The 24,920-nt window shown below is 72.5% G+C and carries 21 protein-coding genes; 4 read left to right on the top strand and 17 right to left on the bottom strand.

Features of this window, described 5'->3' with window-relative positions; all coding sequences use genetic code 11:
* Positions 1-40: 40 nt before the first annotated feature.
* Positions 41-466 carry a VOC family protein gene (locus M8C11_RS16000; RefSeq protein ID WP_071095991.1) on the top strand — a complete coding sequence of 142 codons (426 nt, stop codon included), beginning with the start codon at positions 41-43 and terminating at the stop codon, positions 464-466.
* A 3-nt stretch (positions 467-469) separates the two neighbouring features.
* On the opposite strand, the gene M8C11_RS15995 is transcribed toward M8C11_RS16000, so the two are convergent.
* Both M8C11_RS15995 and M8C11_RS15990 read right to left on the bottom strand, forming a co-directional pair.
* Entirely contained in the window at positions 470-1,459 is a 990-nt protein-coding gene (locus tag M8C11_RS15995) for a BtrH N-terminal domain-containing protein (RefSeq protein WP_252450136.1), read from the bottom strand.
* Positions 1,456-2,538, bottom strand: coding sequence for a hypothetical protein (locus M8C11_RS15990; protein WP_252450135.1), 1,083 nt, complete (start codon positions 2,536-2,538; stop codon positions 1,456-1,458). The genes M8C11_RS15995 and M8C11_RS15990 overlap by 4 nt, the downstream gene beginning before the upstream one ends.
* Positions 2,539-2,887: 349 nt before the next feature.
* Between M8C11_RS15990 and M8C11_RS15985 the strand changes: the two genes are divergently transcribed.
* Both M8C11_RS15985 and M8C11_RS15980 read left to right on the top strand, forming a co-directional pair.
* Positions 2,888-3,829, top strand: coding sequence for an ATP-binding cassette domain-containing protein (locus tag M8C11_RS15985; protein WP_252450134.1), 942 nt, complete (start codon positions 2,888-2,890; stop codon positions 3,827-3,829).
* Positions 3,826-4,572, top strand: coding sequence for an ABC transporter permease (locus M8C11_RS15980; RefSeq protein WP_252450133.1), 747 nt, complete (start codon positions 3,826-3,828; stop codon positions 4,570-4,572). The genes M8C11_RS15985 and M8C11_RS15980 overlap by 4 nt, the downstream gene beginning before the upstream one ends.
* Here M8C11_RS15980 and M8C11_RS15975 read toward each other — a convergent pair.
* From M8C11_RS15975 to M8C11_RS15960, 4 genes are read right to left on the bottom strand one after another with little or no spacing between them, the layout of a single operon-like run.
* Positions 4,556-7,693 carry a BTAD domain-containing putative transcriptional regulator gene (locus tag M8C11_RS15975; RefSeq protein WP_252450132.1) on the bottom strand — a complete coding sequence of 1,046 codons (3,138 nt, stop codon included), beginning with the start codon at positions 7,691-7,693 and terminating at the stop codon, positions 4,556-4,558. The genes M8C11_RS15980 and M8C11_RS15975 overlap by 17 nt on opposite strands.
* 52 nt (positions 7,694-7,745) lie before the next feature.
* Positions 7,746-8,432 (bottom strand): hypothetical protein, encoded by a 687-nt coding sequence (locus M8C11_RS15970; protein WP_120570805.1) that lies wholly within the window; start codon positions 8,430-8,432, stop codon positions 7,746-7,748.
* Complete coding sequence (locus M8C11_RS15965; RefSeq protein WP_252450131.1) at positions 8,429-9,250, bottom strand: ATP-binding cassette domain-containing protein; 822 nt, start codon at positions 9,248-9,250, stop codon at positions 8,429-8,431. Before M8C11_RS15965 ends, M8C11_RS15970 begins: the two co-directional genes overlap by 4 nt.
* Positions 9,247-9,597, bottom strand: coding sequence for a PadR family transcriptional regulator (locus M8C11_RS15960; RefSeq protein WP_252450130.1), 351 nt, complete (start codon positions 9,595-9,597; stop codon positions 9,247-9,249). The genes M8C11_RS15965 and M8C11_RS15960 overlap by 4 nt, the downstream gene beginning before the upstream one ends.
* 133 nt (positions 9,598-9,730) lie before the next feature.
* On the opposite strand from M8C11_RS15960, the gene M8C11_RS15955 reads away from it, so the two are divergent.
* Positions 9,731-10,681, top strand: a complete 951-nt coding sequence (locus M8C11_RS15955) for a hypothetical protein (protein ID WP_252450129.1) — start codon at positions 9,731-9,733, stop codon at positions 10,679-10,681.
* A 16-nt stretch (positions 10,682-10,697) separates the two neighbouring features.
* Here the strand turns inward: M8C11_RS15955 and M8C11_RS15950 are convergent, their stop codons facing one another.
* From M8C11_RS15950 to M8C11_RS15900, 11 genes are all read right to left on the bottom strand, one after another.
* Complete coding sequence (locus M8C11_RS15950; protein WP_252450128.1) at positions 10,698-12,125, bottom strand: aldehyde dehydrogenase family protein; 1,428 nt, start codon at positions 12,123-12,125, stop codon at positions 10,698-10,700.
* The gene (locus tag M8C11_RS15945; protein WP_252450127.1) at positions 12,122-13,363 is read right to left on the bottom strand and encodes an iron-containing alcohol dehydrogenase; all 1,242 of its coding nucleotides are present in this window, start codon (positions 13,361-13,363) and stop codon (positions 12,122-12,124) included. The genes M8C11_RS15950 and M8C11_RS15945 overlap by 4 nt, the downstream gene beginning before the upstream one ends.
* Entirely contained in the window at positions 13,356-14,129 is a 774-nt protein-coding gene (locus M8C11_RS15940) for an SDR family NAD(P)-dependent oxidoreductase (protein WP_252450126.1), read from the bottom strand. The genes M8C11_RS15945 and M8C11_RS15940 overlap by 8 nt, the downstream gene beginning before the upstream one ends.
* 189 nt (positions 14,130-14,318) lie before the next feature.
* On the bottom strand, positions 14,319-16,334 hold the full coding sequence (locus tag M8C11_RS15935; protein ID WP_252450125.1) for a nuclear transport factor 2 family protein: 2,016 nt from the start codon (positions 16,332-16,334) through the stop codon (positions 14,319-14,321).
* 275 nt (positions 16,335-16,609) lie between these two features.
* Entirely contained in the window at positions 16,610-18,643 is a 2,034-nt protein-coding gene (locus M8C11_RS15930; RefSeq protein ID WP_252450124.1) for a nuclear transport factor 2 family protein, read from the bottom strand.
* Positions 18,644-18,878: 235 nt separating this feature from the next.
* Positions 18,879-19,592, bottom strand: coding sequence for a helix-turn-helix domain-containing protein (locus tag M8C11_RS15925; RefSeq protein ID WP_308212750.1), 714 nt, complete (start codon positions 19,590-19,592; stop codon positions 18,879-18,881).
* A 107-nt stretch (positions 19,593-19,699) separates the two neighbouring features.
* Positions 19,700-20,770, bottom strand: coding sequence for an extracellular solute-binding protein (locus tag M8C11_RS15920; RefSeq protein ID WP_252450122.1), 1,071 nt, complete (start codon positions 20,768-20,770; stop codon positions 19,700-19,702).
* A gap of 163 nt (positions 20,771-20,933) precedes the next feature.
* On the bottom strand, positions 20,934-22,070 hold the full coding sequence (locus tag M8C11_RS15915; protein WP_252450121.1) for an ABC transporter ATP-binding protein: 1,137 nt from the start codon (positions 22,068-22,070) through the stop codon (positions 20,934-20,936).
* A gap of 7 nt (positions 22,071-22,077) precedes the next feature.
* A complete protein-coding gene (locus M8C11_RS15910; RefSeq protein WP_252450120.1) occupies positions 22,078-22,938 on the bottom strand; it encodes an ABC transporter permease in 861 nt (286 codons plus the stop codon).
* Positions 22,935-23,801, bottom strand: coding sequence for an ABC transporter permease (locus tag M8C11_RS15905; RefSeq protein WP_252450119.1), 867 nt, complete (start codon positions 23,799-23,801; stop codon positions 22,935-22,937). The genes M8C11_RS15910 and M8C11_RS15905 overlap by 4 nt, the downstream gene beginning before the upstream one ends.
* Before the next feature lie 40 nt (positions 23,802-23,841).
* Positions 23,842-24,624 (bottom strand): IclR family transcriptional regulator, encoded by a 783-nt coding sequence (locus tag M8C11_RS15900; protein WP_252450118.1) that lies wholly within the window; start codon positions 24,622-24,624, stop codon positions 23,842-23,844.
* Between the last annotated feature and the right edge of the window lie 296 nt (positions 24,625-24,920).

Below are 24,920 nucleotides of genomic sequence, written 5' to 3'. Positions count from 1 at the left end.
CCGGACGTCGCCCTATGCTCGGGGCGTGACGCTTCAGCGGATGGACCACGTCAGCGTCGTGGTGGACGACCTGCCGGCCGCGATCGCCTTCTTCACCGAACTCGGCATGGAGGTGGAGGGCGAGACGCCGGTCGAGGGGGCCTGGGTGGACCGGGTCAACGGCATGGACGGCGTGCGGGTGGACATCGCGATGATGCGCACCCCGGACGGCCACGGCAAGCTCGAACTGACGCGGTTCCGGGCGCCGGCGCTCGTCGCCGCCGAACCGTCGGACGCGCCGCCGAACACGCTCGGCCTGCGGTCGGTCATGTTCGCCGTGGACGACGTCGACGACACGGTGGCCCGCCTGCGGGCCCACGGCGGCGAGCTGATCGGTGAGGTGGCGGACTACGGCGACGTCTACCGGCTGTGCTACCTGCGCGGCCCTGCGGGAGTCATCGTGGCGCTGGCCCAGCAGCTCGGCTGACCGCTACCCGGCGTCCACGGCGGCCAGCACCGTCATCGCCTCGCGTTCGCGGACGGCCAGGTCGGCCAGGGCCTCCGAGGCGCGGGTCAGGTGGGTGGCGTCGCCGGTCCGCCCGGCGGTGGCGATGTGGTCGGCGACGGCGGTCCACAGCGGCGCGATATCGGCGTACATCCGCTGTGCCCGCCGCACCCGTGCGTCGCCGGTGACGGCGGCGGCCTCGGCGAGGAAGTCGCGGTACACGGCGCGGAACAGCGCGCCGCCCGTGCCGCCGCGTTCCATCAGCGTCGCGGCGAGCGGCAGGTCGCGGGCCGGATCGGCGGCGCGGTCCAGCCAGCGGGTCACCCGGGCGGCGGCGGTGGCGATCCCCCGGTGGCCGAGGTTGGCGATCGGCGGGTCGAGGAACGCCCCGGCGTTGGCGCGTACCGCCGCGCGGACGGCGGCGGCCAGGTCCGGCGGGCCGCCGGGCGCGGTGAGCGTGTACGACAGGTGGCGCGCGGTCATCGGTCCACGCGCGGCGCGCGCCCGCGCCAGGCTCTCCAGCGTGGTGGTCACCGCGCCGCCCTGCTGGGCGGTGTCGACCAGGTGGGCGTGGGTGTCGTCGTAGCCGTACACGGCGACCGTGTGCCCGCCGAAGTGGACCTTGGTGGTGAAGTAGTCCAGGTGGTACGAGTCCAGTTGCAGGCCGACCGGGTGCCCGGCGTCCAGCGCGTCGGTGACGTCGCGCCACGCCTTGGCCGCCGACGTCGTCTCGCGGACGCGCAGGTCCAGACCCAGGCGGCCGGCGGCGGCCCGGGTCACGCACAGCGGCTTGGTGCGCCCGCCGAGGAACGGCACGTCCATGCTCTTGGCGTCCCAGTAGAGGAAGCCGAGCCCTTCGCCGAGACCGAACAGCATGGGCTCGGACAGGTCCAGGCCGGCGTGCCGCGTCAGCACGCCGAGCGTCGTGGTCTCGCAGTGCACTCCGGCGCGCGGCGTCATGTCGTCGAGGATCACGTACGCTCCTGTTCCGCCGTCACGGCGTTCGGGTCGTGCGCCACGGCTGCGGCGCCCGCTTCGTGCGTCGCGACGACGGCGCCCGGGTCGTGGCCGGGAGCCGGGGACAGCAGCGGGCGCAGCGGCCCGTCGCCGGGGACGCCGGGCATCCGGCGGGCCACCCCGGCGAGCAGGTCGGCGGCCTGGACGCGCGGGTCGTCGCGCGAGTCGGCCATCACCAGCCCGGCCAGCGGCGACGGGCCGGCCGGATCGCCCGCGGCCAGCGCCGCCTGGAGGCGGCGCAGCCGGTCCTCGGTGAGCGCGCTCTGCTCGTCGTGGATCACCAGCACTCGCCACCGGCCGCCGCTCCAGTGCAGGACGGTCTCGGCCAGCGCCGGCAGCAGCGGCTCCAGCGGCGGCGGGATCGTCCGGTCGCCCGCGTACAACCGGGCCTGCACGGCTGCCACCCGGGCCGGGTCGAGCGCGTCGAGGACCGCGCCGGCCTGCGTGTCGTCGACGTGGCGGCGCAGCGCGTCCCGCGCGGCGAAGAACCGTGCCACGCTCCGGTCGTCGGCCCGGTCCCGCCGCTTGGTGCGCAGCATCTCGACCACGGCGGCGAGGAAGACCGGCCAGCCGGGTCCGGCCGCCCGCCCGGCCCGGTGCAGCGCCGCCGCGGCCGGACGCCGGTCACCGGCGAGGCGGGTGCCCGCCGCGTACGACGGCTCGGCCAGCAGCAGGTCGACGACCCGGGTGGCGAGGAAGAACTCCTTGTCGACCAGGTGCACGTGCGCCCGGCCGCGCAACGCCGACAGGAACCACTCCACCGCCTCGGCGGCTTCGCGGCGGCGCAGGAACTGCCGCGACTTGACCTCGTCGGGCGAGAACCGGAACCCGGACCGCAGCGTACCGATCAACGCGGCCGCCTCGTCACGGCTCAGGTCGACGCTGGCGTGGACGATCACCGGGGTGGCCGGGTCGAGCAGGTTGGTGCCGGAGAAGCCGGACTCGTCGCAGGCGATCTCCCGCACCGCGCCGGTCAGCGCCTCGCCGGGTGGCAGCCCGCCCTGGAGCGGCAGCCTCGCACCCGTCGACCCGGCCATGCCGACCATGCTCGCCCACCCGGCCCGCGGCGGACCAGCGGTTAACCCGGATCGGGTCGGCGGCGGGCCGTGACGCCTCATTCCACCGGCCGGTAGATCGCCGCCAGGCGCGGCAGGCGGGCGCGCATCTGCTCGTCGTCGCCGAAGTCGAAGTCCTCACCGGCCGGGTCGGCCGGCGCCGGGCCGGGGGGAGCAGCGCGGTCGGCGGCGTCGAGCGCGCCCGCTCCACGATGTCCCAGAACGTCTCCCGATCCACGGCGGGACCGTACGCCGCCCCACCGACAAGCTGTCAGCGGCCGTGTCAGCGCCGTGTCAGGGCGGTGGCGGTACGGCCGCCCATGGTGGGCGCATGACGAGTTCAGCGATAGCGGTCTCCGGGCTGCGCAAGGCGTACAAGGACCGGGTGGTGCTCGACGGCATCGACCTGGACGTCCCCGCCGGGACGATCTTCTCCCTGCTCGGGCCGAACGGGGCCGGCAAGACGACAGCCATCAACATCCTCACCACGCTGATCCGCGCGGACGCCGGATCGGTGCGGATCGCCGGGCACGACGTGGTCACCGAGGCCAAGGCGGTCCGCGCGGCGATCGGCGTGACCGGGCAGTTCGCGGCGGTGGACGAACTGCTGACCGGGCGGGAGAACCTGCAACTCATGGTCGACCTCGGCCCGCGCGACCGCGTGCCCGGCAAGCGGGTCGTCGCGGAACTGCTGGAACGGTTCGACCTGGTCGAGGCCGCCGACAAGCTCGTGTCGACGTACTCCGGGGGCATGCGCCGCAAGCTGGACCTGGCGATGACGCTGGTCGGCGAGCCGCGGATCATCTTCCTGGACGAGCCGACGACCGGGCTGGACCCGCGCAGCCGCCGCACCATGTGGTCGATCATCAGGGAGCTGGTGGCCGGCGGCGTGACGGTCTTCCTCACCACCCAGTACCTCGACGAGGCCGACCGCCTCGCCGACCGGATCGCGGTGCTCGACCAGGGCCGGCTGGTCGCCCAGGGCACGCCGGAGGAGCTGAAGCGCCGGATCCCCGGCACACACGTGCGGTTGCGGTTCGGCACCGTCGCCGAACTCGACGCGGCGGCGCTGGTGCTGCCCGACGCGGTACGCGACGAGGAGGCGCTGGCGCTGCGCGTGCCCACCGACGGCGGGACCGCGGCGCTGCGCGCCCTGCTCGACCGGCTCGACGCGCACGCGATCACCGCCGGCGACCTGTCCGTACAGACCCCCGACCTCGACGACGTCTTCCTGGCCCTGACGGGCCGCACCCCGGAGGTGGCCGCGAAATGAGCAGGAACCACTCGGTCGTCATGCTGCGCCGTAACCTGACGCACCTGCGCCGCAACCCCACCTCGGTGTTCAACGCGGTGCTGATGCCGATCATCGTCATGCTGATGTTCGTCTACATGCTCGGCGACGCGTTCTCCGTCGGCGTCGACTACGTCGACTACGCGACGCCGGGCCTGATGCTGCTGGCGGTCTGCTACGGCCTCGGCGGCACCGCGACGTCGGTCAGCTCCGACATGACCAAGGGCATCATCAACCGGTTCAAGGTCATGCACGTCTCCCGGGGCGCGGTGCTGACCGGCCACGTCGTCGCCACCGTGCTGACGAACGTCCTCGCGGTCACGGCCCTGGTCGGGGTGGCGTTCCTGCTCGGCTTCCGCCCGGCCGCCGATCCGCTGCACTGGCTCGGTGTGGCCGGCATGGTGGTGCTGCTCAGCGTCGCCGTCAGCTGGTTCACAGTCGCGCTGGGCCTGTTCGCCAAGTCGCCGGAGTCTGCGGGCATGGCCGCCGTGCCGCTGATCCTGCTGCCGTTCTTCAGCAGCGCGATCGTGCCGGCGGACAAGATGGGGCCGGGACTGCGGCAGTTCGCCGAGTACCAGCCGTTCACGCCGATCATCGAGACCCTGCGCGGCCTGTTGGGCGGCGCGCCGTCGGCCGGTGACGTGATCCCCGCGATCGCCTGGTGCGCCGGCATCGCGCTGGTCGGCTACCTCTGGGCGCGGTCCACGTTCACGAAGCGAGCGTGATCTCGACCAGCCGCTCCCAGCCGGTCTCCCGGCCCTGTGCGACCGCCTCGGCGAACCCCGCGTCGCCGAGGCGGTCGCGCGCCGCCGCCTCGATCCGGGGCACGTCGGGGTGGGTGCGGTCGGGCAGCCCACGTACCGCGTCGCCCGCGCCCAGCAGCCGCGCCGCCTGGTCCGGCCGGTCCAGCCGCAACGCCAGGTCCGCGACGCCGACGAGCACCTGCGCGGTCAGCGGCGCGTAGCCGCCCTCGCGCGCCGCCCGGCACGCCGCCGCCCGATGGGTACGGGCCTGCTCGACGTCCTCGGCCAGATAGCCCAGCAGATCCTGGGTGCCCGCCCGGACGCCGGCCAGGTCCGCCTCGTCGCCGAGCAGCGCCGACACCGCCCGCAGTTGCGCGTACGCCTCGTCCGCGTCGCCGTCGTGGCGGGCCATGTACGCCTCGGCCAGCGCCAGCTCGGCCAGCGCGCCCGGCCAGGCGACCCGGGCGGCGAGCCGTTGCGCCTCGGCCACGGCGGCGGCGCTCGCCGCCTCGTCGCCGCCCAGCCGGTACAGCCAGGCCAGCCGCGCCCGCATCCGGATCACGTCCTCGACGGCGCCGACCTCGGTGACCGCCGCGACGGCCTGCTCGTAGTACGCGCAGGCGGCGGCGACGTCACCGCGTACGGCGATCAGCTCGGCCAGCTCGCTGAGCGCGAACGAGATCCCGAAGCGTTCGCCCACCGCCCGGAACTCGGCGAGCGCCTGCCGCAGGCACGCCTCCGCCTCCGCCGCCTCGATGCCGAGGATGACCCGCAGCTTGCCCAGGTGCAGCCGGGCCAGCGCGCGTACCCACGGGTCCTCGTGGTCGAGCAGCGACTCCCAGGCGGGCAGCAGCGCGTCCGGCTCCCGCAGCATGCGCTCCATCGGCACGACAAGGGCCAGCTCCGGGTGACCGCCGCGGCCTTCCCCGCTCAACCGGTACGCCTTGTGGATCCACTCGGCCGCGTGCTGCGCGTCGCCCGGGCCGGAGCTGAGGAACAGCACCACCAGCCCGTACACCACGGCGCGGATGTGGTCGGGCACCTCGCCGGGCGTCTCGGTGGCCGCGATGATCAGTTCCATGCCCTCGGTCCGGTGGCCGCCGAGCCACCAGTACCAGCCGGCGCCGGCCGCGAGCCGCATCGCCTCGCGCCCCTCGCCCGCGGCGAGCGCACCGCGCATCGCGGCGGTGATGTTGTCGTGCTCGGCTTCGAGCCGGGCGAGCCAGGTGAGCTGGTCGGCGCGGCGCAGGCGCGGCTCCGCCGTCTCGGCCAGTTCGGTGAAGTACGCCAGGTGCGCGTGGCGCGCGAGGTCCGCCTCCCCCGCCTCGGCGAGCCGCTGCGCGGCGTACTCCTTGATCGTGCCGAGCATGCGGTAGCGCGGCGCGACGTCGCCGGCGGCGACCAGCAGCGACTTCTCGGTCAGCGCGGTGAGCAGGTCGAGCACGTCGCCCGGCTCGACGACGCCGCCGGCGCAGACCCGCTCGGCCGCGTCCAGGCCCGCCCCGCCGGAGAACACCGACAGCCGGCGCAGCACCGCGCGTTCGGCGTCGGTGAGCAGTTCCCAGCTCCAGTCGACCATCGCGCGCAACGTCCGGTGCCGGGGCAGGGCGGTCCGGCTGCCACCGGTGAGCAGGCGGAACCGGTCGTCGAGCCGGGTGGCGAGCTGGTCGACGGACATGGCGCGCAGCCGCGCCGCGGCCAGCTCGATCGCCAGCGGCATGCCGTCGAGCGCGCGGCAGATCCGCGCCATCGTCATCGCCGTGCGGGCGTCGGACGCGAGGTCCCGGCGGACCGCGACGGCCCGGTCCCGCAGCAGGCGGACGGCGGGCGACGACTCGACCTCGGCGACCGCGGCATCGCCGTCCGGCAGGCCCAGCGGCGCGACCGGCCACAACACCTCCCCGGTGATGCCGAGCGGTTCCCGGCTGGTGGCCAGGATCCGCAGCCGCCGGCACTCGCCGAGCAGCCGGTGCGCCAGCGCCGCCGCCTGCTCCACGACGTGTTCGCAGTTGTCCAGGATCAGCAGCATCTCCCGGTCCCGGATCGCCGCGACGAGCCGGTCGCCCGGCTCCGCGCTGCCCGCGTCGCCGAGCAGCGCGTCGCGCAGGCCGAGCCCGGAGATCGTCGCCTGTGCCACGTCCCCGTCGGCGCTGATCGCGGCGAACTCCACCAGCCACACGCCGTCCGGCAGGTCGCCCGTCATCCGGCGTCCGGTCTCGGTGGCCAGCCTGGTCTTCCCGGAGCCACCCGGGCCGGTGAGCGTGGTGAGCCGGTGCTCGGCCACCAGCGCGCCGACGGCGGTGAGGTCGGCGTCCCGGCCGACGAAGCTGGTCAGCTCGGCGCGCAGGTTGGTCCGGCGGGTGTCGTCGCGGCGTACCGTCTCGCCCCGCAGCAGGGCGACGTGCAGCGCCGACAGTTCCGGCGACGGGTCGGCGCCCAGCGCGTCGGCGAGCGCGTCGGCGGTGCGCTGGTAGACCAGCAGCGCCTCGGTGTCCCGGCCGGCCGCGACGAGCGCGCGCATCAGTGCCATGGCGAGCCGCTCGCGTACCGGATGGGCGGCCACCAGGTCGGTCAGCTCCGGGATCAGGTCCGCTTCCCCGCCGAGCCCGGTCTCGGCGTCGTACCGGTCCTCCGTCGCGGTCAGGCGCAGCCGTTCCAGCCGGGTCGCCGCCGCGTCGAGCGCCGGGCTGTCGGGCAGGCCGACGTCGCGCAGCGCGTCGCCGCGCCACAGGCCCAGCGCCTCGCGCAGCAGCCGTACCCGCTGCGGCCCGTCGCCGTCGCGGGCCCGCCGGACGAGACGTTCGAACCGTACGGCGTCGACGGCGTCGGGCTCGACGGCGAGCCGGTAGCCGTCCGGCAGCCCGTCGACGGCGCCCGCCGGCAGCGCCTTGCGCAGCCGGGACACCAGCCGTTGCAGCGCGTTCGCGGCGTCGGCGGGCGGCTGCTCGCCCCAGATCCAGTCGACGAGCGCGGCCTTCGGGACCACCCGGCCGGGCTGGAGCGCGAGGGCGGCCAGCAGTCCGCGCAGCCGTGCGCCCGGCACGTCGGCCGGTAGGCCGCCGTCCGTGGTGACCTGGAACGGCCCGAGCAACCCGATCTGCACGCGCCGATCCTGCCACGGCCGGCGCCCCGGTCCGGTCCGCCGCCCCCGCCGGTCAGGTGGCCAGGCGCAGATGCCGGCGCTGTCGCAGTCGCACCGCGGCGGCCACCACGACCAGCACCGTGAGCGCGACAGCGAAGACCAGCCCGTGGGTCAGGCCCCGGGTGAGATAGCCGCCGTCGGTGTGGTCCACGGCGTACGTGGCGAGCTCGCGGCTGAACCAGAACGGCAGCGCCCGGGTGGCGCTGCCCGCCGGGTCCATCACCATCTGGAGACCGACCACTGTCAGCAGCACCAGCGTGCCCTCCAGCTCGCGCGGCAGCACGGCGCTCAGCAGCAGGCCGAACGGCACCGACACGAACACGGTCAACGCCATGATCAGCGCGATCGCGCCGTACCGCACGTCGCGCTGGTCGACCAGGACGAGCAGGAAGTACGGGGTGGAGAGCAGCACGCCGACGGTCCAGAGCGCGAGCAGCCGGCCGAGCACCAGGTGCCGGCTGCCGTAGCCGGAGAGCCGCAGGCGGGGTTCCATGCCCCGCGCCGCGCTGCCCGCGAACAGCGCGGCGGTGCTGAGCGCCCAGGCCAGGCCGAGACAGACGAAGCGGATCGACTGCCCGAGAAAGTCGCCGCGGCGGCTCAGGTAGAAGGCCAGCGGCATCAGCAGCAGGATGACCAGCACGGTACGGCGGCGCAGCAGCTCGCGCAGGGCGGCCTCGGCCACCACGAGGGTCCGGCTCATGCGTTCCGCTCCCCGGAAAGATCAAGCACGGCGTCGACCCGGTCGAGCTGGTTGAGCAGGTGGGTGACGACCACGACGGCCTTGCCGGCGTCGCGCCACCGCCACACCTCGTGCCAGAAGTCGAGGTAGGTGCCCCGGTCGAACCCCTGGTAGGGCTCGTCGAGCAGCAGCACGTCCGGCTCGCCGAGCCGGGCCAGCACCAGGTTGAGCTTCTGCCGCGTGCCGCCGGAGAGGTGCCGGGCCTGGGTGCGCCGCGGCGGTGTCCACTCCAGCCCGGCCGCCTCCGCGCGCCCGGCCCGCCGCGCCGCCGTCCGGCCCAGCCCTCGGCCGGCGCCGATCAGCACGAAGTGCTCGTCCGGGCTGAGGAACTCGGCGGTGCCGCCGTCCTGCGGGCAGTATCCGAGCGTGCCGTGCACCTCGACGGTGCCCGCCTCCGGGCTCAGCAGGCCGGCGCAGATCCGCAGGAACGTGCTCTTGCCGGCGCCGTTGGCGCCGACCACCGCGGCGATCTGGCCGGCCCGGACGGTGAGGTCGACCCGGTCCAGGACGGTGCGTCCCCGGTAGCGCTTGGTGACGCCCCGGGCGGCGAGCCGCACCGGTCCGGGCTGGCGGCGCGGCGGCCGCACGTCGGGGCCGCCGAGGCTGTCGACCACCGCCCGGGCGTACGTCTCCGGCGCGCCGAAGACCCGCAGCGGCGATTCCCCGCTGTCGAGCAGGTGGGTGGCCGCCTCGGCGACGACGTGACCGGTCAGGTCGGGCCCCACCCCGTGCCGGCGCAGCTCGCCGGTCAGGGCGGCGAGCCAGGGTTCGTGGTTCACCGCTTCGGCTCCTCGCGCAGTATCTTGCCCACGCTCGACGCGAAGGCGCTCCAGTCGATCGCGGCGGCCCGCAACGCCGCGCTGCCGGCCGGGCTGATCCGGTAGTACTTCCTCGCGGGCCCGGTCCCGCCCTCCCGCCAGTGCGCGGTGAGCAGGCCGGAGCGCTGCAACCGCAGCAGCACCGGGTAGAGGGTGCCGCCCTGCACGATGCCCAGCCCGTGGGCCCGCAGCGCCTGGGACAGCTCGTAGCCGTAGGACTCGCCGCCGCTCAGCAGCGCGAGCACGCAGAGGTCGAGCACCCCGCGCAGCCACTGCGCCCGCCGTTCCTGGTTCATTCCGCTCCGCACTGTCCCGATCGGACGACATCCGGCGATGACGGTAGCGCCGCCATCTAGGTAGCGCAACCATCTAGTGGGCCTCCTCCGGCCCGGCGAGGCTGATAGGTTGCGCGCTCCGCACGGGTTCGACGGGGGAATGCGCATGTCCGACACGGGGGCCGGATCCGAGCAGGGACCGGCGGGGGACGCGGAACAGCGGGGAGAGACCGCCTGGATGCGGCCGGCCGGCGAGCCGCCCGGCGTTCCCGGGCCGCCACCACCGCCCGCCACCGGGCCGGGTCACGGGTCGCCCGTTGCGGGTTACGGGCCGCCCACCGCTGGTCCGCCGTACGGTCCGGCCACGCCACCCGGCCCGCCGTCGTCCGGCCGCGGCCGCGCTCTGGTCGTCGCCGTCGCGTTGCTGAGCGTGCTGCTGCTGGTGGCGTGCTCGGGCCTGATCGGCGGCGCGTTCCTGCTGGGTTCCTCGCCCCGCGAGGCGGCCGAGCGGGAGCCGGCCGCGCCGCCGGCGGCGCCCTGGCGGTCGTCCGGCGCTACGCCCACGCCGGGTGCGACGGCGAGCGCGGAGCCGTCGGCGCGCGGGCCGCAGCCGAGCGACTTCCCGGCGGCGCAGATCTCCGATCTGAACGACGTGTGCGACGGGGTTCTCTACTTCCCGCAGTCGCCGAAGCGCACCGGAGCGGCGCCGCACCCGGTGGCACTGCTCGTCGGCACCGACCTCGGCACGGGCAGCCGCCGCCACGACCAGGTCTACTACTACGACGAGGGCCTGTCGAAGCGGGTGGAGCGGACCTGGGCGTCGGAGGACCCGAAGGTCGTGCAGATGGTCGCCTGCCTGGATCGCACGAGCACCGGCGCGACGATCCGCAAGTGCCGCTACGACGACCCGGAGCCGGACACGCTGACGCTGCTGAAGGCCACCTACCGCCTGCGGGTGTACGAGGTGGCGACCGGTCGCCGGCTGCTGGACAAGACCATGGGCGGGGACGACCAGCAGTGCCCGTACGTGGTCCTGTACGGCCGGGACAAGAAGATCTACGCCGAGGTCAGCCACCGCTCGCTGCTCTCGGCGCTGCGCAACCTCGTCAAGCGGTAGGCCGCGAGCGCGGCGGTCAGGCGGTCAGTGCGATGTACTTCTCCTCCAGGAACTCCAGGATGCCCTCGGAGCCGCCCTCCCGGCCGAGCCCGCTCTGCTTCACGCCGCCGAACGGGGCGGCCGGGTCGCTCACGACGCCCCGGTTCACGGCCACCATCCCGGCTTCGAGCCGCCGGGCCACGCCCATCGCCTCCCGCTCCTCGCCGAAGACGTACGCCATCAAGCCGTACACGGTGTCGTTCGCCATCCGGACCGCGTCGTCGACGTCGTCGAAGCGGACGACGGCGGTGACCGGGCCGAAGATCTCGGTCGTGGTGATTGTGGAACCGTGCGCGACGTCGGTCAGCAGCGTCGCCTCGTAGAACGCGCCGCCGGCCACGGGCCGTCCACCGCGGACCACTGTGGCGCCCTGCGCGACCGCCGTCTCGACCAGGTGGGCCACCTTGTCCCGCTCGGCCACCGAGACCAGCGCCCCGAGGTCGTTCGTCCGGTCGAGGCCCGGCCCGACCGACACGGCGGCGAGGGCCGCGTCCATCCGGGCGACGAACTCGTCGTGCACCGCGTCGTGGACGTAGAAGCGGTTGGCGGCGGTGCAGGCGGAGCCGCCGTTGCGCATCTTGGCCAGCAGCGCGCCCGCCACCGCGACGTCCAGGTCCGCGCCGGGCAGCACGATGAGCGGAGCGTTGCCGCCGAGCTCCATCGACGTGCTCACCACGCTGTCGGCACACGCGTGCAGCAGCTCGCGGCCGACCTCGGTGGACCCGGTGAAGGAGAGCTTCCGGACCTCGGGGCGGTCGATCATCCGCTTCACGAGCGGGCCGGTCGGCACCGGCGTGACGAGGTTGACCACGCCGCGCGGCACCCCGGCCCGGCGCAGGACCTCCACGACGTACGCGGCGGTCAGCGGTGTCTCGCGGGCGGGCTTGAGAACCGTCGCGCACCCCGCCGCCAGCGCCGGGCCGAGCTTGCGCGTCGCCATGGCGGCCGGGAAGTTCCACGGCGTGACGAGCAGGGAGACGCCGATGGGCTGCCGGTCCACCACGATCCGCTTGTCCCCCGCCGGCGAGAGGCGGTAGTCGCCCGGCACCCGTACGGCCTCCTCGGCGAACCAGCGGAAGAACTCCTTGGCGTAATTGGCCTCTCCCACGGCGTCGGCCCACGACTTGCCGTTCTCGCGAACCATGATCTCCGCGAAGACGTCGATCTCGTCGGTCAGGATCTCGTACGCCCGGCGGAGGATCTCACCGCGATCCCGTGGCGCGGCGGCGGCCCAGGCCGGCTGGGCCGCCGCGGCCGCGTCGACGGCCGCCATGCAGTCCTGTTCGGACGCGACGGCGAACGCCGCGACGGTGGAGAGGTCGGCGGGGTCGACCACGTCGAAGCGGCGGCCGTCGGAGCCGGGGCGCCACTGTCCGTCGATGAAGAGGTCCGCGAGCAGGTTCACCTGACACTCCGATTCTCCAGGGCGCCGTGGTAGGCGCGTTCGAGGATGCCGAGCAGCAGTTCGTGGGACGGCTCGACCGGAGCGGCCGCGACGAGCCGGGTGGACCTGAGCCCCAGTTCGGCGATCTGCGGCAGCTGGTCGGGCGTCAGCCCGATGTCGGCGAGCGTCTCCGGCACGCCGATCTCCCGGTTGATCTCGACCACCCGGGCGAGGGTCCGCGCCGCGGACGTCTCCGCCGGGGGTATCGCTTCGAGCGCCGCGCCGAGCGCCGCGAGCCGCGCGGCGGCGTCCGGCTGCGCCATCAGCGTGTCGATGACGTACGGGAGCATCAGGCCGGTGCCGAGCCCGTGCGGGGTCTTCGTGAGCGCGCCGATCGGATACTGCAGGGCGTGGCACAGGTGGGTGCCGGTCGAGCCGAACGCGATGCCGCCGAGCAGCGAGCCCAGCGCGACCTCGTGCCGGGCCCGCCGGTCGCCGGGCCGGTGGACCGCGACCGGCAGCCACTGCCCCAGGCGCGTCGCCGCCTCCAGCGCGGCGGATTCGCTCAGCACGTTGCGCCCGGTGAACACCGGCAGCGGAGCCGGCCAGTCCGGGCCGAAGGGCTTGGCCGTGTACGACTCGACCGCGTGCACGAGCGCGTCGATGCCGGACCAGGCGGTCACCGTCGCGGGTGTCCCGAGCGTGAACTCGGGGTCCACCACCGCGACGGACGGCACCAGGAAAGGGCTGGAGATGCCCACCTTCAGCTCGCGTGCCGGGTCGGACACGACCGCGACCGGTGTCACCTCGGACCCGGTGCCGGCGGTCGTGGGCACCGCCACCAGCGGCACGATCGGCCCGGGTACGAGGTTCTCGCCGTAGTAGCGGTGCAGTGGCCCGCCGTACGCCGACAGCAGCGCGATCAACTTGGCGGCGTCGAGCGCGCTGCCGCCGCCGATGGCGAGGACGACGTCCGCCCGGTAGTCGCGGGCGGTCGCGACGGCGGCGTCGAGGGTGTCGACGGGCAGTTCCGGCGTGATGTCCGAGTGCACCAGCACGCCGAGCCCGGCCGCCGTCAGGGCGTCCACCGTCTCCCGCAGGATCGGGGTACCGACCAGGAAGGGGTCGACGACGGCGAGGACGCGCCGGCCGTGGAGCCGGACGACCTCCGGCAACTGCCGGCGGGCGCCGTACCCGAAGTGGATCCGCGGGGGGAGCCGGAGCGTGCCCACCGCGGCTGCCGCGGTGTCGTCAAGCACTGAACCCACCGTCCACCGGGAGCACGGCGCCGCTGATGTGGCTCGCACGGTCACTGAGCAGGAACGACGCCGTGGCGCCGACCTCCGCCCCGGTCCCCGCCTTCCGCAGCGGCGTCGCCGCGATCCGGGCCTCGACGCCGCCGGGGATCGCCAGCCGGGTCCGGGCCAGCATGGGCGTCTCGGTGGGGCCGGGCGCGATCACGTTCACCCGGATGCCGAGCGGGCCGAAGTCGTGCGCGGCGGTGCGGGTCAGGCCGATGACGGCGTGCTTGGTCGCCTGGTACGCACCCATGCCGGAGCTGCCCCGCAGCCCGCCGATGCTGCTCATGTTGACGATCGAGCCGCCGCCGTTGCCGAGCATCACCCGCACCTGCTCGCGGACGCACAGCCACGTGCCCTTCACGTTCACCGCCATGATCCGGTCGAAGTCCTCCTCCGGTACCTGGTCCAGGCGGCCGGCCTGCGTCATGGCCGCGTTGTTGAAGGCGCCGTCGAGCCGGCCGAACCGCTCGACCGTCCGGTCCACGAAGGCGGCGACGTCGCGGCTGTCCGACACGTCGCCGGTGGTGTGGGCGACGTCGTGCCCGGCCGAGGCGAGTTCGAGGGCGACCTTCTCCAGCGGCCCCTCGGAGCGGGCGACGAGCATCAGCGAGGCGCCGTCGGCGGCGAGCAACCGGGCGGCGTCGGCGCCGATGCCCGCGCTGGCGCCGACCACCAGGACGACTTTTCCGGACAACGGGAGGGTGTGGTTCTGCGGGTCAGGCATGGGCTTCTCTATCCCTCTTCTCAACGGCCGTCGGCGACGGCGATGTTCGGATAGCGCAACCGAAGTTCATATTACGGATCAGGCTTCGGGGTGTCCACAGTCGGAGATCGCCGGGCCGGGCACGGTGGAGCGCCTCTCCCGAGCCGATCGGAAGAGGCGCTCCACCGGGTTGCGGCCCGGATCCGGGCCTCAGCCCACGTCCACCCCGTCGACCTGCGGGCCGAGCGGCGGCTGCTGCCAGCCGTGCTCGGTCATCCGCCAGTCCGGCCGCACCTCGCACGGCGCGCACTGCGGCCAGTAGAACTGCGGCTCACGGCCACTGACCGGGTTCTTGTAGTGGAACCACATCGGCACGATCCCGGGCCACGCGATGTATCCGGGAGAACCGCCCTGGAACCCGCGCGAGCGCTCACCCATGCTGCTGAGCAGCACGTCCGGCGGGTACCTGGTCACCAGCGTGCTGGGTGCCGGGTCCGGCAGCTCCGGGTTGCGCGGGTTCGCCGCGGCCCAGCCGCCGGCCCAGTTCGTCGACTGCCAGTAGAACTCGTCGATGGTCAGGCTCCAGATGCGCCACACGCCGTTCTCGAGCACGAACTCGTCGTTGTACATCGCGCCGTTGAACGCGCCGGCGTTGGTTCTCGACGTACGCGGCTGGAGCAGCCGGGCGCGCATCGTCGCCGACCGCCCGTCCTCCGACACGAGGATCACCGGTTGCGGCCGCCAGTGGTACGAGATGCTGGCGCGCGTCGTCGACGGGTTGGTTCCGTAGACCGTCACCCCGGCCTGCCGGATCCGGTCCGGGCCCTGGAAGTAGCCGGCGAACGGCGACAGCTTGTGGCCGAACTCCGCGTGGATCTGCGCCATCTCGTAGATCCGGAGGTCGTCCAGGTAGGCGGTGTAGGCCATCGAGACGTTCTCCGCGCCGTCGAACGCCAGCGAACGAGCCAGCCGGCGGTCGAGGTCGGCCAGGTTCCGGTTCGACGACGCCGCGCCACCGGCGTTCTTCTGGCTGCGCGCCTCCACGTCGAGGAAGGCCGGCACCCGGGTCGGCGCCGGTGCGATGCCGCCGTCACCCCAGCCGGTGGAGTACGGGGCGATCACCAGCGGCGTGATGTTCATGTCCTTGAGCTTCCACAGCCCGCCCTGCTTGACGAAGTGGTTGTGGAAGACGGAGATCTCCCACGACGCCTCGCGGGTGTTGGCGTCCCCGACCATGGCGAACTCGATGCCCCGGGCGGTCGCCTGCGTGCCGCTGGTGTGCACGTCGACGATCGTGTCGAACTGGATCCGCTCGTTGAGGATGCCCTGGCTGAGGTTCTCCGGGCCCATGCGCTCCATCGCCTGGCGGACACCGGCGGCGCCCCGGAACGTGCCCACGTTGTCGATGGACACCGTGGCGCCGTTGGCGAACAGGTCGACCACGTCGGACCACATGCGCCGGTCGACGTAGTAGCCGTAGGCGTGCTGGAGGTTGCGGACCGCGTCCTCACTGTTGAGCTTGTCGATGCGGGCCGCCACCTTGTTGACGGTCGTGCCGGCCCGCGGGGCCGGGCCGACCGGCTCCGGGATCGGCACGCCCGCCTCGTCCGGGGTGAAGTGGTACGGGACGATCGGCAGCAGCGCGAGGTCCTTGTTGCGCCATCCGGTGGCGTAGTCGCCCTCGTACTGCGGGTAGTAGTGAAGCAGGGAGATCCGCCAGCGGCCGTTCTCGAAGACGTACTCGTTCTCGTAGATGCCGCCCTCGATCCGGGCCGCGCCCGCGCCGTCGCCCAGGAAGCGGAAGCCGTTCCAGCGCGCCTTGGCGGACAGGCCGTCGACGGAGAGGTTCACCAGCGGCTGGTCGACGATCACGGTGTGCAGGGATCCCGGGTTGACGCCGTTCATCGCGCCGGCGTCGGCCTCGAGCCAGTCCCTGATCGCGGTGCGGCCGGTCACCGTCTCGTCGCCCCAGCGGAAGGTCGCGTCGGTGCTGAACAGCGCCGCCATGTCCGACCACCGGCCGTACTGCGCCAGATGCGCGTACGTGCGCTGCACGTCCTTGACCTCGCGCAGCGACTCGACGCGGACCAGGTCCCGGGCGAGGGTGTCGAGGGTGACGGTCGGGGTGGTGGCCGAGGCCGGGGGCGCCTGGAGGGCGACCATTCCGGCGGCGACCAGCAGCAGTGCGGAGGCTGTCGCGGTCAGCCGTCTTGTCAGACGTCTCATCTTCACATCCCTGTCCGTTGCTGTCGTATGTGGAATCCCCGTGGATCGGCGGGCGGTCGTGGGATCACGACCGGAGGCAGTTGCCGGAAACGTACGGGACATGTTCGCAGGGCGCAAGGGCTGTTACGTCAGATGAACTTTGCCCAACCCGCACCATCTCGCCACCGACTGGGGGACGCCGGAGTGCGGCAGGCGCGCGGAGGCGCCCCTCCCCGCGGGATGCGGGAAGAGGCGCCTCGGGACGGTCGCGGCGGCCGGCCGCCGTCAGGGACGGATCAACCCACCTCCAGCCCGTCGATCTGCGGTCCGGTCGGCGGCAGCTGGTAGCCGTGCCGCGTCATGCTCCAGTCCGGCCGCACCTCGCAGGGCGCGCAGTCGTACCAGAAGTGCGGTGGCACCCGGCCGCTGACCGGGTTGCGGTAGTGGAACCACATCGGCACGATGTCCGGCCACTGGATGTATCCGGGACTGCCGCCACGGAAGCCGCGGGACCGCTCGCCCAGCGCGCTGTGCAGGACGTCCGGCGGGTAGGTGTTCACCAGGTTGCTCGGCGGCGGGTCGGGCAGGCTCGGGTCACGCGGGGCCACGCCGCCCCAGCCCTGGGCCCAGTTCGGCGACTGCCAGTAGAACTCGTCGATGTCCAGGCTCCAGATCCGCCAGATGCCGTCCTCCAGCACGAACTGGTCGTTGTACATCGCGCCGTTGATGTACCCCGCGTTGACGGTCGAAGCGTTGACGTGCATGAGCCGGGCCCGGACCGACGCCGACCGGCCGTCGTGCGAGACGTCGATGACCGGCTGCGGCCGCCAGTGCAGCACCAGGAAGGACTTCTGCGTCGGCGGTGGGGTGTTGCCGTACGTCGAGACCACCGAGCCGAGGATCCGCTCGCGCGTCACGTTCCAGCCGGCGAACGGCGACAGCTTGTGGCCGTTCACCGCGTGCACGGCCGCCATCTCCGGCCACCTGCTGTCGTCGATGTAGTAGCTGTACGCCGCCGAGACGTTCTCCGCCCCGTCGAACGCGACCGACCGGTTCAGCCTCCGCTGGAGGTCGGCCAGGTCCGCCTTCGGGCCCTTCGGCGCGCCGGCCGCCTTGCCGGGCTTCGGCGCCGGGGTACGCCCGGCCACGTCGAGGAAGTTCGGCGGCTTACCGGAGGCGGCCGGACCGGTCCCGCCGTCGCCCCAGCCGGTGCCGTAGGGCGCCGTGACCAGCGGCGTCAGGTGGATCTCCTTGAGCTTCCACAGGCCGCCCTGCTTGACGAAGCGGTTCGTGAAGACGGAGAACTGCCACGAGGCGCCACCGGCGTCGTTGAGCATGCCGACCTCGATGCCCCGGGTGGTCGCCTTCTTGCCGTTGTCCTCAACGTCGACGATCGTGTCGAACAGCGGCCGGTCGTTGAGCACCCCCTGCGTCAGACCCTCCGGTCCCATCCGCTCCATCGCCTGGCGGACACCGGCGGCGTTGCGGAACACGCCCACGCCGTCGACGGTGACCTTCGCGCCGTCGGTGAACAGGTCGACGACGTCGCTCCACATCCGGCGGTCGACGTAGTAGCCGTACGCGTGCTGGAGGTTGCGCACCGAGTCCTCGTCGTTGAGCGCGGCGATGCGGTCGGCCAGCTCCTTCGCGTTGAACCGGGTCTTGGGCGCCGGCCCGGTCGCCGCCGGGATCGGCACGCCGGCGACGTCCGGCGTGAAGTGGTACGGCACGACCGGCACCGGCTGGCGGTTGATCGTCCGGAAGCCGGTGGCGTAGTCCCCCTCGTAGAGCGGGTAGTAGCGCAGCAGCGAGATCTTCCACTCGCCGTTCTCCAGCACGTACTCGTTCTGGTAGATGCCGCCGTCGATGCGCGCCGCACCGGCCCCGTCACCGAGGAAGCGGATACCGGACCAGCGGCCCTTCGCGGTGCGGCCGTCCGGCGAGAGGTTGACCAGCGGCTGGTCGATCACCGTGGTGTGCAGCGCGCCCGGCCGGGCGCCGTTCATGTCCCCGGCCTCCGCCGCGAGCCATCCCTTGATGGCGTGGTGGCCGCTCACCACCTGACTTCCCCACTGCAGCGTGCCGTTCGCGCTGAACAGCTTCGCCATGTCCGCCCAGCGCCCGAACTGGGCCAGGTGGGCGTAGGACCGCTGCACGTCCTTGACCTCGCGCAGCGACTCGACCCGTTCGACGTCCCGGGCGAGCGAGTCGATGCTCACCGGGGCGTTTCCGCTCGCCGCCGCGTGCGGCGCCCGCACCGCGACGGTCACGCCGGCCACCAGCAGAAGCCCGGTCGCGGCCGCCGTCAGCCGTCTCGTCAGAGGTTTCATCGTCACATCCCTGTCCGTTGCTGCCGTGCGGAATCCCGCGCGGATGGGTGGAGGGAGAGCTCTGCCATCGCCAGGCCCGGCCGGGGTGCGATGCGGTGAAGGTACGCGAGCATGTTCGGCCACCGCAAGAACCATTCCGCTCTACGAACATTCCGCGCCTGGAGTGGCGGACGGCAGCGGCGCAGGCCCGGTCCGTGGTTCCGGACCGGGCCTGTGGGTTGGACGGAGGACGCTGTTACTCGTCGACGTGCGGTGCGCGGTCCGCGGGGGCGCCCAGCTCGGCGGTCAGGGCCGTGGCGGTCGCCACCAGCAGCTCGATGGCGTTGGAGAGTTCGGCGATGTCGCCCGCGCCCAGGATGGCGACGGTGGCGCACAGGCCCTTCTCGTCGAAGACCGGCGCGGCCACCGCGAACAGACCGCCGCTGTGCCGGGCCACGCTGTATCCCTGCCGGCGGGCCGCGTAGACCTCGGAGTCCAGGCGGGCCCGCGCCGCCGGGGACATGCCCGCGGCCAGCACGTCCATGGCCGCCGCGTCCGAGTACGCGAGGAACACGTGTGTCTGTGCCGCGCTCGCGTCGAGCTTCGTACCGGGGTGGACGGTGACCACCACCTGGCGGCTGGTGTCCTCCTCGACGAGCGTGACGACCGGGCCCTGCGCGCCGCGGACGCTGAGCACCGCCGTCATGCGCGCGTCGGTGCTCAGCTTCCGCAGGTGGGGGCCGGCGATCTCGACGATGCGCTGGCGCCCCAGCGCACGGATTCCCAGTTCCAGCATCAGCCCGCCGAGCGCGAACGTCCCCCGGCGCGTCCCCCGTTCGAGAATGCCGGCGGCAGTCATCGACGCGCAGTAGCGATATGCGGTGGTCCGGTTCAGACCCGTCCGTTCGGCGACGTCCGCAGCCGTGAGTTCGACGACCCGGGGCCCGAAGAGCGCGCAGATCTGGCCCACACGCGCAACCGCCCGGATGTCCGAGTTCGAGGCCTCATTCGGATCAAAGTTCGCCACCCCCGAAGCGTAGTTCACATGACGGACGAATCGCTACCTCGGGGTCGGGCTCAGCCCGCGAGCCAGTTGGTGAGCTTCGCGGTGACCTCGTTGAAGTTGTCGGCGTACCACTGGACGTCCTGCAGGACCGTCTTGCCGGTGTTGGCGTCGCCGTAGACCTCGACCTTCTTCGCGTTCGCCGAGAGGTTCGGCTTGGCGGCGAGGTTCACCGGCGCGGTGCCGAGCGCCTCGGAGATGCCGGCCACCGCCTCCGGGCTCACCACGGTGGCCAGGAACCGTTCCGCGGCCACCTTCTTCGGCGACCCCTTCGGTACGGCGAAGCAGTTGATCGACGCGACGGTGACGTCCCAGACCACGGTGATGTCCGCGCCCTCGTCCATCAGCGGCACGAGCCGCGCGTCGGCCAGCAGGAACATGTCCACCTGCTTGGAGCCGACCGCCTGCTGGAGCGCGCCGACGTTCGGGGCGAACGTGGTCACCTTGCGGATCGTGTTGAGCTTCTTCAGCGCCCGGTCGACGTCGAGCGGGTAGAGCGCGTCCGGCTCCACACCGTCGGCCAGCAGCGGGTATTCGAGGATGCCGTTCTGCAGGTTGGTCAGGATCCCGCGCTGGCCCGGGAACTTCTCCACGTCGAAGAAGTCCTTGATGCTCGTGGGCGCCTTGCTCGGGTCCGGGAACGCCTCGGTGCGGTACGCGAAGGGCGAGGCGTTGATGAAGTTACCGATGTAGCACTTGCCGATCGTCCCCTCCGCCAGGTCCTTAGTGTCGACGCCGGAGAAGTCGAGCGGCTCGAAGAGCGTGCCGCAGTTCTGGGTGGCGGCGGCCGGCGCGGTGGCCACCACGTCCCAGAGCACCGCGCCGCTCTCGACCTGGGCCTTCACCTGGGCCACGTCGGGCGGCGACGTGTTGGTGAAGGTCACGTTCGGGTGCGCCTTGGTGTAGGGCTCCTGATAGTGCTTGATCATGGCGTCCTGGCCGACGCCGCCGTACGCCACGAACGTCAGCTTGACGTCCCCTTCGGGGTCCACCGCGGCGGCCGGCTCGTCTCCGCCACAGGCGGCCGTCATCGAGACGACAGCGGTCGCCACGAGGACCGCGAGGACGCGGGATGTCTTCAACACCGTGTCACTTCCTTCGACTCTGGCCCGCTTGCGTGGGCTGGCTGTTCGGAATGTGTATTGCTACTTCGTATGGTGAACAGTATCGAGGTCGCAACGTCCCCAACAAGAGCGTGAGTCGAGTTCGTTACCAAAGCATGAAGCGGAATGTGCGCATGGTGAACGGCTAGACGGCGACGATGCGCTGCCGCTCCACCCGCCACCACGCGACCACCGGCTGGCCGATCCGCACGTCGCTCTCCAGCGCGTCGAGCCGTGCGCGACCGACCACGTCCGAGGCGCCGCCGAGCGACAGCATGGCGGTGCGGTACGCGCCCATGTACTCGATCTCGCGGACGATCGCGGCCGCCGCGTTCGTACCCGGCGGCACCGCGTCCCGGTCGGCCGCGATCCGGACGTCCTCCGGCCGTACCACCAGTGCGGCGGCACGCCCCTCGGTCACCAGGCCCGACACCGTGCCGGGGTCGACCGACCACACCTCGCCCTCCCACACCGCCGTCGTGCCGGCGGCCCGCGACAGGGTGAACACGGTGGAGTCGCCGAGGAACCGCGCGGCGAAGAGCGTCTCGGGAGACCGGTAGAGCGCCTCGGGGCGGCCGAGTTGCTCGATCCGTCCGTCGTTGAAGAGCGCGATCCGGTCGGACAGGTTCATCGCCTCCTCCTGGTCGTGGGTGACGAAGACGAACGTCGAGCCGACCTCCCGGTGGATGCGACGGATCTCCAGTTGCAGCGTCGCGCGCAGGTTGCGGTCCAGCGCGCCGAGCGGCTCGTCCAGCAGCAGGGCGTTCGGGTCGAAGACGATGGCCCGGGCGAGCGCGACCCGCTGCTGCTGCCCGCCGGACAGCTGGGCCGGGTAGTGGCCGTCACGCCCGGTCAGCTGGACGAGTTCGAGCACGTCGGCGACCCGGCGTGCGATCTCCGGTTTGGGCAGGCGGCGCTCCCGCAGCGGGTAGGCGACGTTCTGCGCCACCGTCATGTGCGGGAACAGCGCGTAGTTCTGGAAGAGCATGCCGAGGTTGCGCTTGTGCGGAGGCAACCGGCTCACGTCCACCCCGTTGAACGAGATGGCGCCGGTGGTGAGCGACTCGAAGCCCGCGATGAGGTTGAGCGTCGTGGTCTTCCCCGAGCCGCTGGGCCCGAGCAACGTCATGAACTCGCCCGGTTCGATGGTCAGCGAGACGTCGTCGACGGCCGGATGGGTCAGTCCGAAGTCCTTCGTCACGTTGCTGAGCCGGATCTGCGTTCCGGCCTGCGTGGACGACGCCGGCTTGGGCCCGGCCGTGCGAAACGTGGATGCGGACATGGCGCTCCTATCGGCTCTTTCGATTGCCCGCGAACAGCACGAGGCAGATGACGGTGACCGCGACGACGACCAGGCTGGACGAGGCGGAGATGGTGGGGTCGATCTCGACGGTGACGCTGTTGTACATCTGCACCGGCAGCGTCTGGAACGTCGGAGCACGGAGGAACAGCGCGATCACCACCTCGTCGAACGAGGTCACGAACGCGAAGATCGCGCCCGTGACGATCCCCCGGCTGATCAGCGGCATGGTCACGAACAGGAAGGTCCGCAGCGGCGTCGCGCCCAGCGAGGCCGACGCGCGCAGCAGCTTCGGGTCGAACCCGCTCAGCGCGCTCGTCACCGACACCAGCACGAACGGCACACCGATCGCCGCGTGGGCGAGCACGTAGCCGCTCAGCGTCCCGACGAGGTGCCACTTCAGGAACGAGATGTACACCGCGACCGCGATGACGATGGACGGCGTGACGATCGAGACCATGAGCAGGGTCCGCGCGATCCGCGCGAGCCGCCCGGTCAGGCTGTGCAGGCCGATCGCGGCCGCCGTGCCGACGACGGTGGCCAGCGACGCGGCGAGCACGCCGACGAGCACCGAGTTGCGCAGCGACGCCAGCCAGGTCGGGTCGGTGAAGAAGTTCTCGTACAACTTCAGCGAGAAGCCGGTGGGCGGGAACTGGAACGTCGACGCGGTGCTGAAGCTCATCGGGACGACGAACAGGGTCGGCAGGATGAAGTACAGGGCCACCAGGGCCCCGACGAGCTTCAGCCACCAGGGGATCGGGTCCACGCCGGTGACCCGGCGCGGCCGGCGTGGCGTGGTGGCCGGCCGCCGGGTGGTCCGCTGCGGGGTGCCGGTGGGCGTCGTGGTCATGGCTGGTCCTTCGTCCGGGCGGCGGCGACGACGCCGATCGCCGAGATGGTCCCGCCGAGGCGGTTCGCCCAGGCGACGAGCACGAGGGTGACGACGAGCACGAGCATGCCGAGCGCGCCGGCCCCCGGGAAGTCGAGCAGCAGGGTGGTGCGCTGCCCGAGCAACTGGGCGACGAGGGACTGCTGGGGCGAGCCGAGCAGCGCCGGCGTGACGTAGAAGCCGAGGCTCAGGGTGAACACGAGGATCAGACCGGCGACCACCCCGGCGCGGGACAACGGCCAGTAGATCTTCCAGAACGCGACGAGCGGGTGGGAGCCGAGACCGCGCGCGGCCAGCAGGAGGCGCCGGTCGATGCCGGACAGCGCGCTGAACAACGGCAGCACCATGAACGGGAGCAGCACCTGGCTCATGGCGACCGTCACGCCGGCCACCGTGCCGTACAGCACGACGTCCAGGCCGAACATCTCGAAGAACGAGTGCACCGGGCCGTTGCGTTGCAGGATGACGATCCAGGCGTAGTTGCGGGCCATGACCGAGGTCCAGAACGGGATCAGCACGACGACCAGCAGGACACCTCGCATGCGCGGCCCGACGCGGGTCATCAGGTAGGCGTACGGATAGCCCAGCAGGAAGGCGATGACGGTGACGGCCGCCGCCGTCATCGCGGTGCGGACGAGCACCCTCATGGTCACCCCGTCGGTGAACAGGGACTCGTAGTGCCGCAGCGTCCAGTCGCCGTTGCCGACGCTGCGCAGGAGGCTGTTCCCGAGCGGCACGAGCAGGATCCAGGCGAGCAGGGTGAGCGCCGGTACGAGGAGCAACCACTGCGGACGCGGCCGGAGCCGCCGTTGCAGACCTGGCATGTCGGTTTCCGCCTTCCGCCCGTCGTCCCGGGCTCGCCTGTCATGCATGGCTTGTCGCGATCATCGAGCCCAGCGCCTCGGCTGCCTGTTCGAGTGCGGCGACACGCGCCGGGGGCCGGTCCGCGGGGTTGAGCATCTCCGTCGTGCCAAGCAGACCCATCGCCGCCTGCACGTCGTAGGTGGCGAAGACCGGTACCGCCACCGAGGCCAGGCCAGCGCGGTCCAGGTCCGCCCACGCGATGCGGTGCCGCCGCACCCGGGCCAGCGCCTGACGTTCCACGGCCGCCTCCGCCGGGCCGAGGCCCGCGTGCGCGCGGGTCACAGTGGCCGGATCGGCCTGGAAGGCGAGCAGTACGCGGGTCTGGGCGGCCCTGAGCTCCAGCACCGTCCCGACCCGGGCGGTCAGCACGATGGAACCGTGCTGCGGCTCCTCGACGAGCGTCACCACCGCGCCGGAACGCCCGAGGAAGCTCAGCACCGTCGTGAGACCCGTCGTGTCCGAGAGCTGTCGCATGATCGCCGGCGCGAGCGTGAGGATCTGCTGGCGGACCGAGACGAGGGCGACGAGCTGGTCGAGCAGCGGACCGGGCCCGTACGACGCGCTCAGGAAGCCGGCCCGTTGCAGGGACTGGAGGTACCGGTGCGCGGTCGTCCGGTTCAGGCCGAGGCGTTCGGCCACCAGGCCCGGGGCGAGACTCCGGGTGTGCTGGTCGAGCAGCGCGAGGACGTTCGCGGCCCGGTCGATGGACTGGATCATCGTCCGGTCCGCATCCGCCGGCACCGCTCCGGCACTCGTGCGCTGGTGATCGGGATCGACGCTCATCCTCACCTCCTTGCCGGACGCTTCGTCCCGGGGGCACGGTAGGGGCAGACGAAAGTTCACATGCGGGCAACCCAGGCCACGATGCGAACGACAGTTCTTCCGCTCGACGCCGCGACGGGCACGCCGACGAGGCGCGAGCGCTGGGCGGATCCGGTTCGACGGAGGGCTGACCCGAGACCGGGCGTTCGTTTTGCGAGCTCCCGCTTTCGGTATGCGGACGATAACCGGTAACCCGCACGCAACACAATGGTCCTTTCGACGGCCCTGCGCAGGCGGAGCGCTGCGTGACGGCCCAT

Source organism: Micromonospora sp. CPM1 (assembly GCF_023896895.1).
In the GTDB taxonomy this organism is placed as follows: Bacteria; Actinomycetota; Actinomycetes; order Mycobacteriales; family Micromonosporaceae; genus Micromonospora; species Micromonospora tulbaghiae.
Note: the sequence above shows the minus strand (reverse complement) of the source record. Positions and strands in the feature narration are given on the sequence as shown.

What these genes read in the sequence shown, in the direction of transcription:
- M8C11_RS16000 (WP_071095991.1), top strand. Translation starts at nt 41, where the DNA reads ATGGACCACGTCAGCGTCGTGGTGGACGACCTGCCGGCCGCGATCGCC.
- M8C11_RS15990 (WP_252450135.1), bottom strand. Translation starts at nt 2,538, where the DNA reads ATGGCCGGGTCGACGGGTGCGAGGCTGCCGCTCCAGGGCGGGCTGCCA.
- M8C11_RS15985 (WP_252450134.1), top strand. Translation starts at nt 2,888, where the DNA reads ATGACGAGTTCAGCGATAGCGGTCTCCGGGCTGCGCAAGGCGTACAAG.
- M8C11_RS15980 (WP_252450133.1), top strand. Translation starts at nt 3,826, where the DNA reads ATGAGCAGGAACCACTCGGTCGTCATGCTGCGCCGTAACCTGACGCAC.
- M8C11_RS15970 (WP_120570805.1), bottom strand. Translation starts at nt 8,432, where the DNA reads ATGAGCCGGACCCTCGTGGTGGCCGAGGCCGCCCTGCGCGAGCTGCTG.
- M8C11_RS15955 (WP_252450129.1), top strand. Translation starts at nt 9,731, where the DNA reads ATGTCCGACACGGGGGCCGGATCCGAGCAGGGACCGGCGGGGGACGCG.
- M8C11_RS15940 (WP_252450126.1), bottom strand. Translation starts at nt 14,129, where the DNA reads ATGCCTGACCCGCAGAACCACACCCTCCCGTTGTCCGGAAAAGTCGTC.
- M8C11_RS15935 (WP_252450125.1), bottom strand. Translation starts at nt 16,334, where the DNA reads ATGAGACGTCTGACAAGACGGCTGACCGCGACAGCCTCCGCACTGCTG.
- M8C11_RS15930 (WP_252450124.1), bottom strand. Translation starts at nt 18,643, where the DNA reads ATGAAACCTCTGACGAGACGGCTGACGGCGGCCGCGACCGGGCTTCTG.
- M8C11_RS15915 (WP_252450121.1), bottom strand. Translation starts at nt 22,070, where the DNA reads ATGTCCGCATCCACGTTTCGCACGGCCGGGCCCAAGCCGGCGTCGTCC.
- M8C11_RS15910 (WP_252450120.1), bottom strand. Translation starts at nt 22,938, where the DNA reads ATGACCACGACGCCCACCGGCACCCCGCAGCGGACCACCCGGCGGCCG.
- M8C11_RS15905 (WP_252450119.1), bottom strand. Translation starts at nt 23,801, where the DNA reads ATGCCAGGTCTGCAACGGCGGCTCCGGCCGCGTCCGCAGTGGTTGCTC.
- M8C11_RS15900 (WP_252450118.1), bottom strand. Translation starts at nt 24,624, where the DNA reads ATGAGCGTCGATCCCGATCACCAGCGCACGAGTGCCGGAGCGGTGCCG.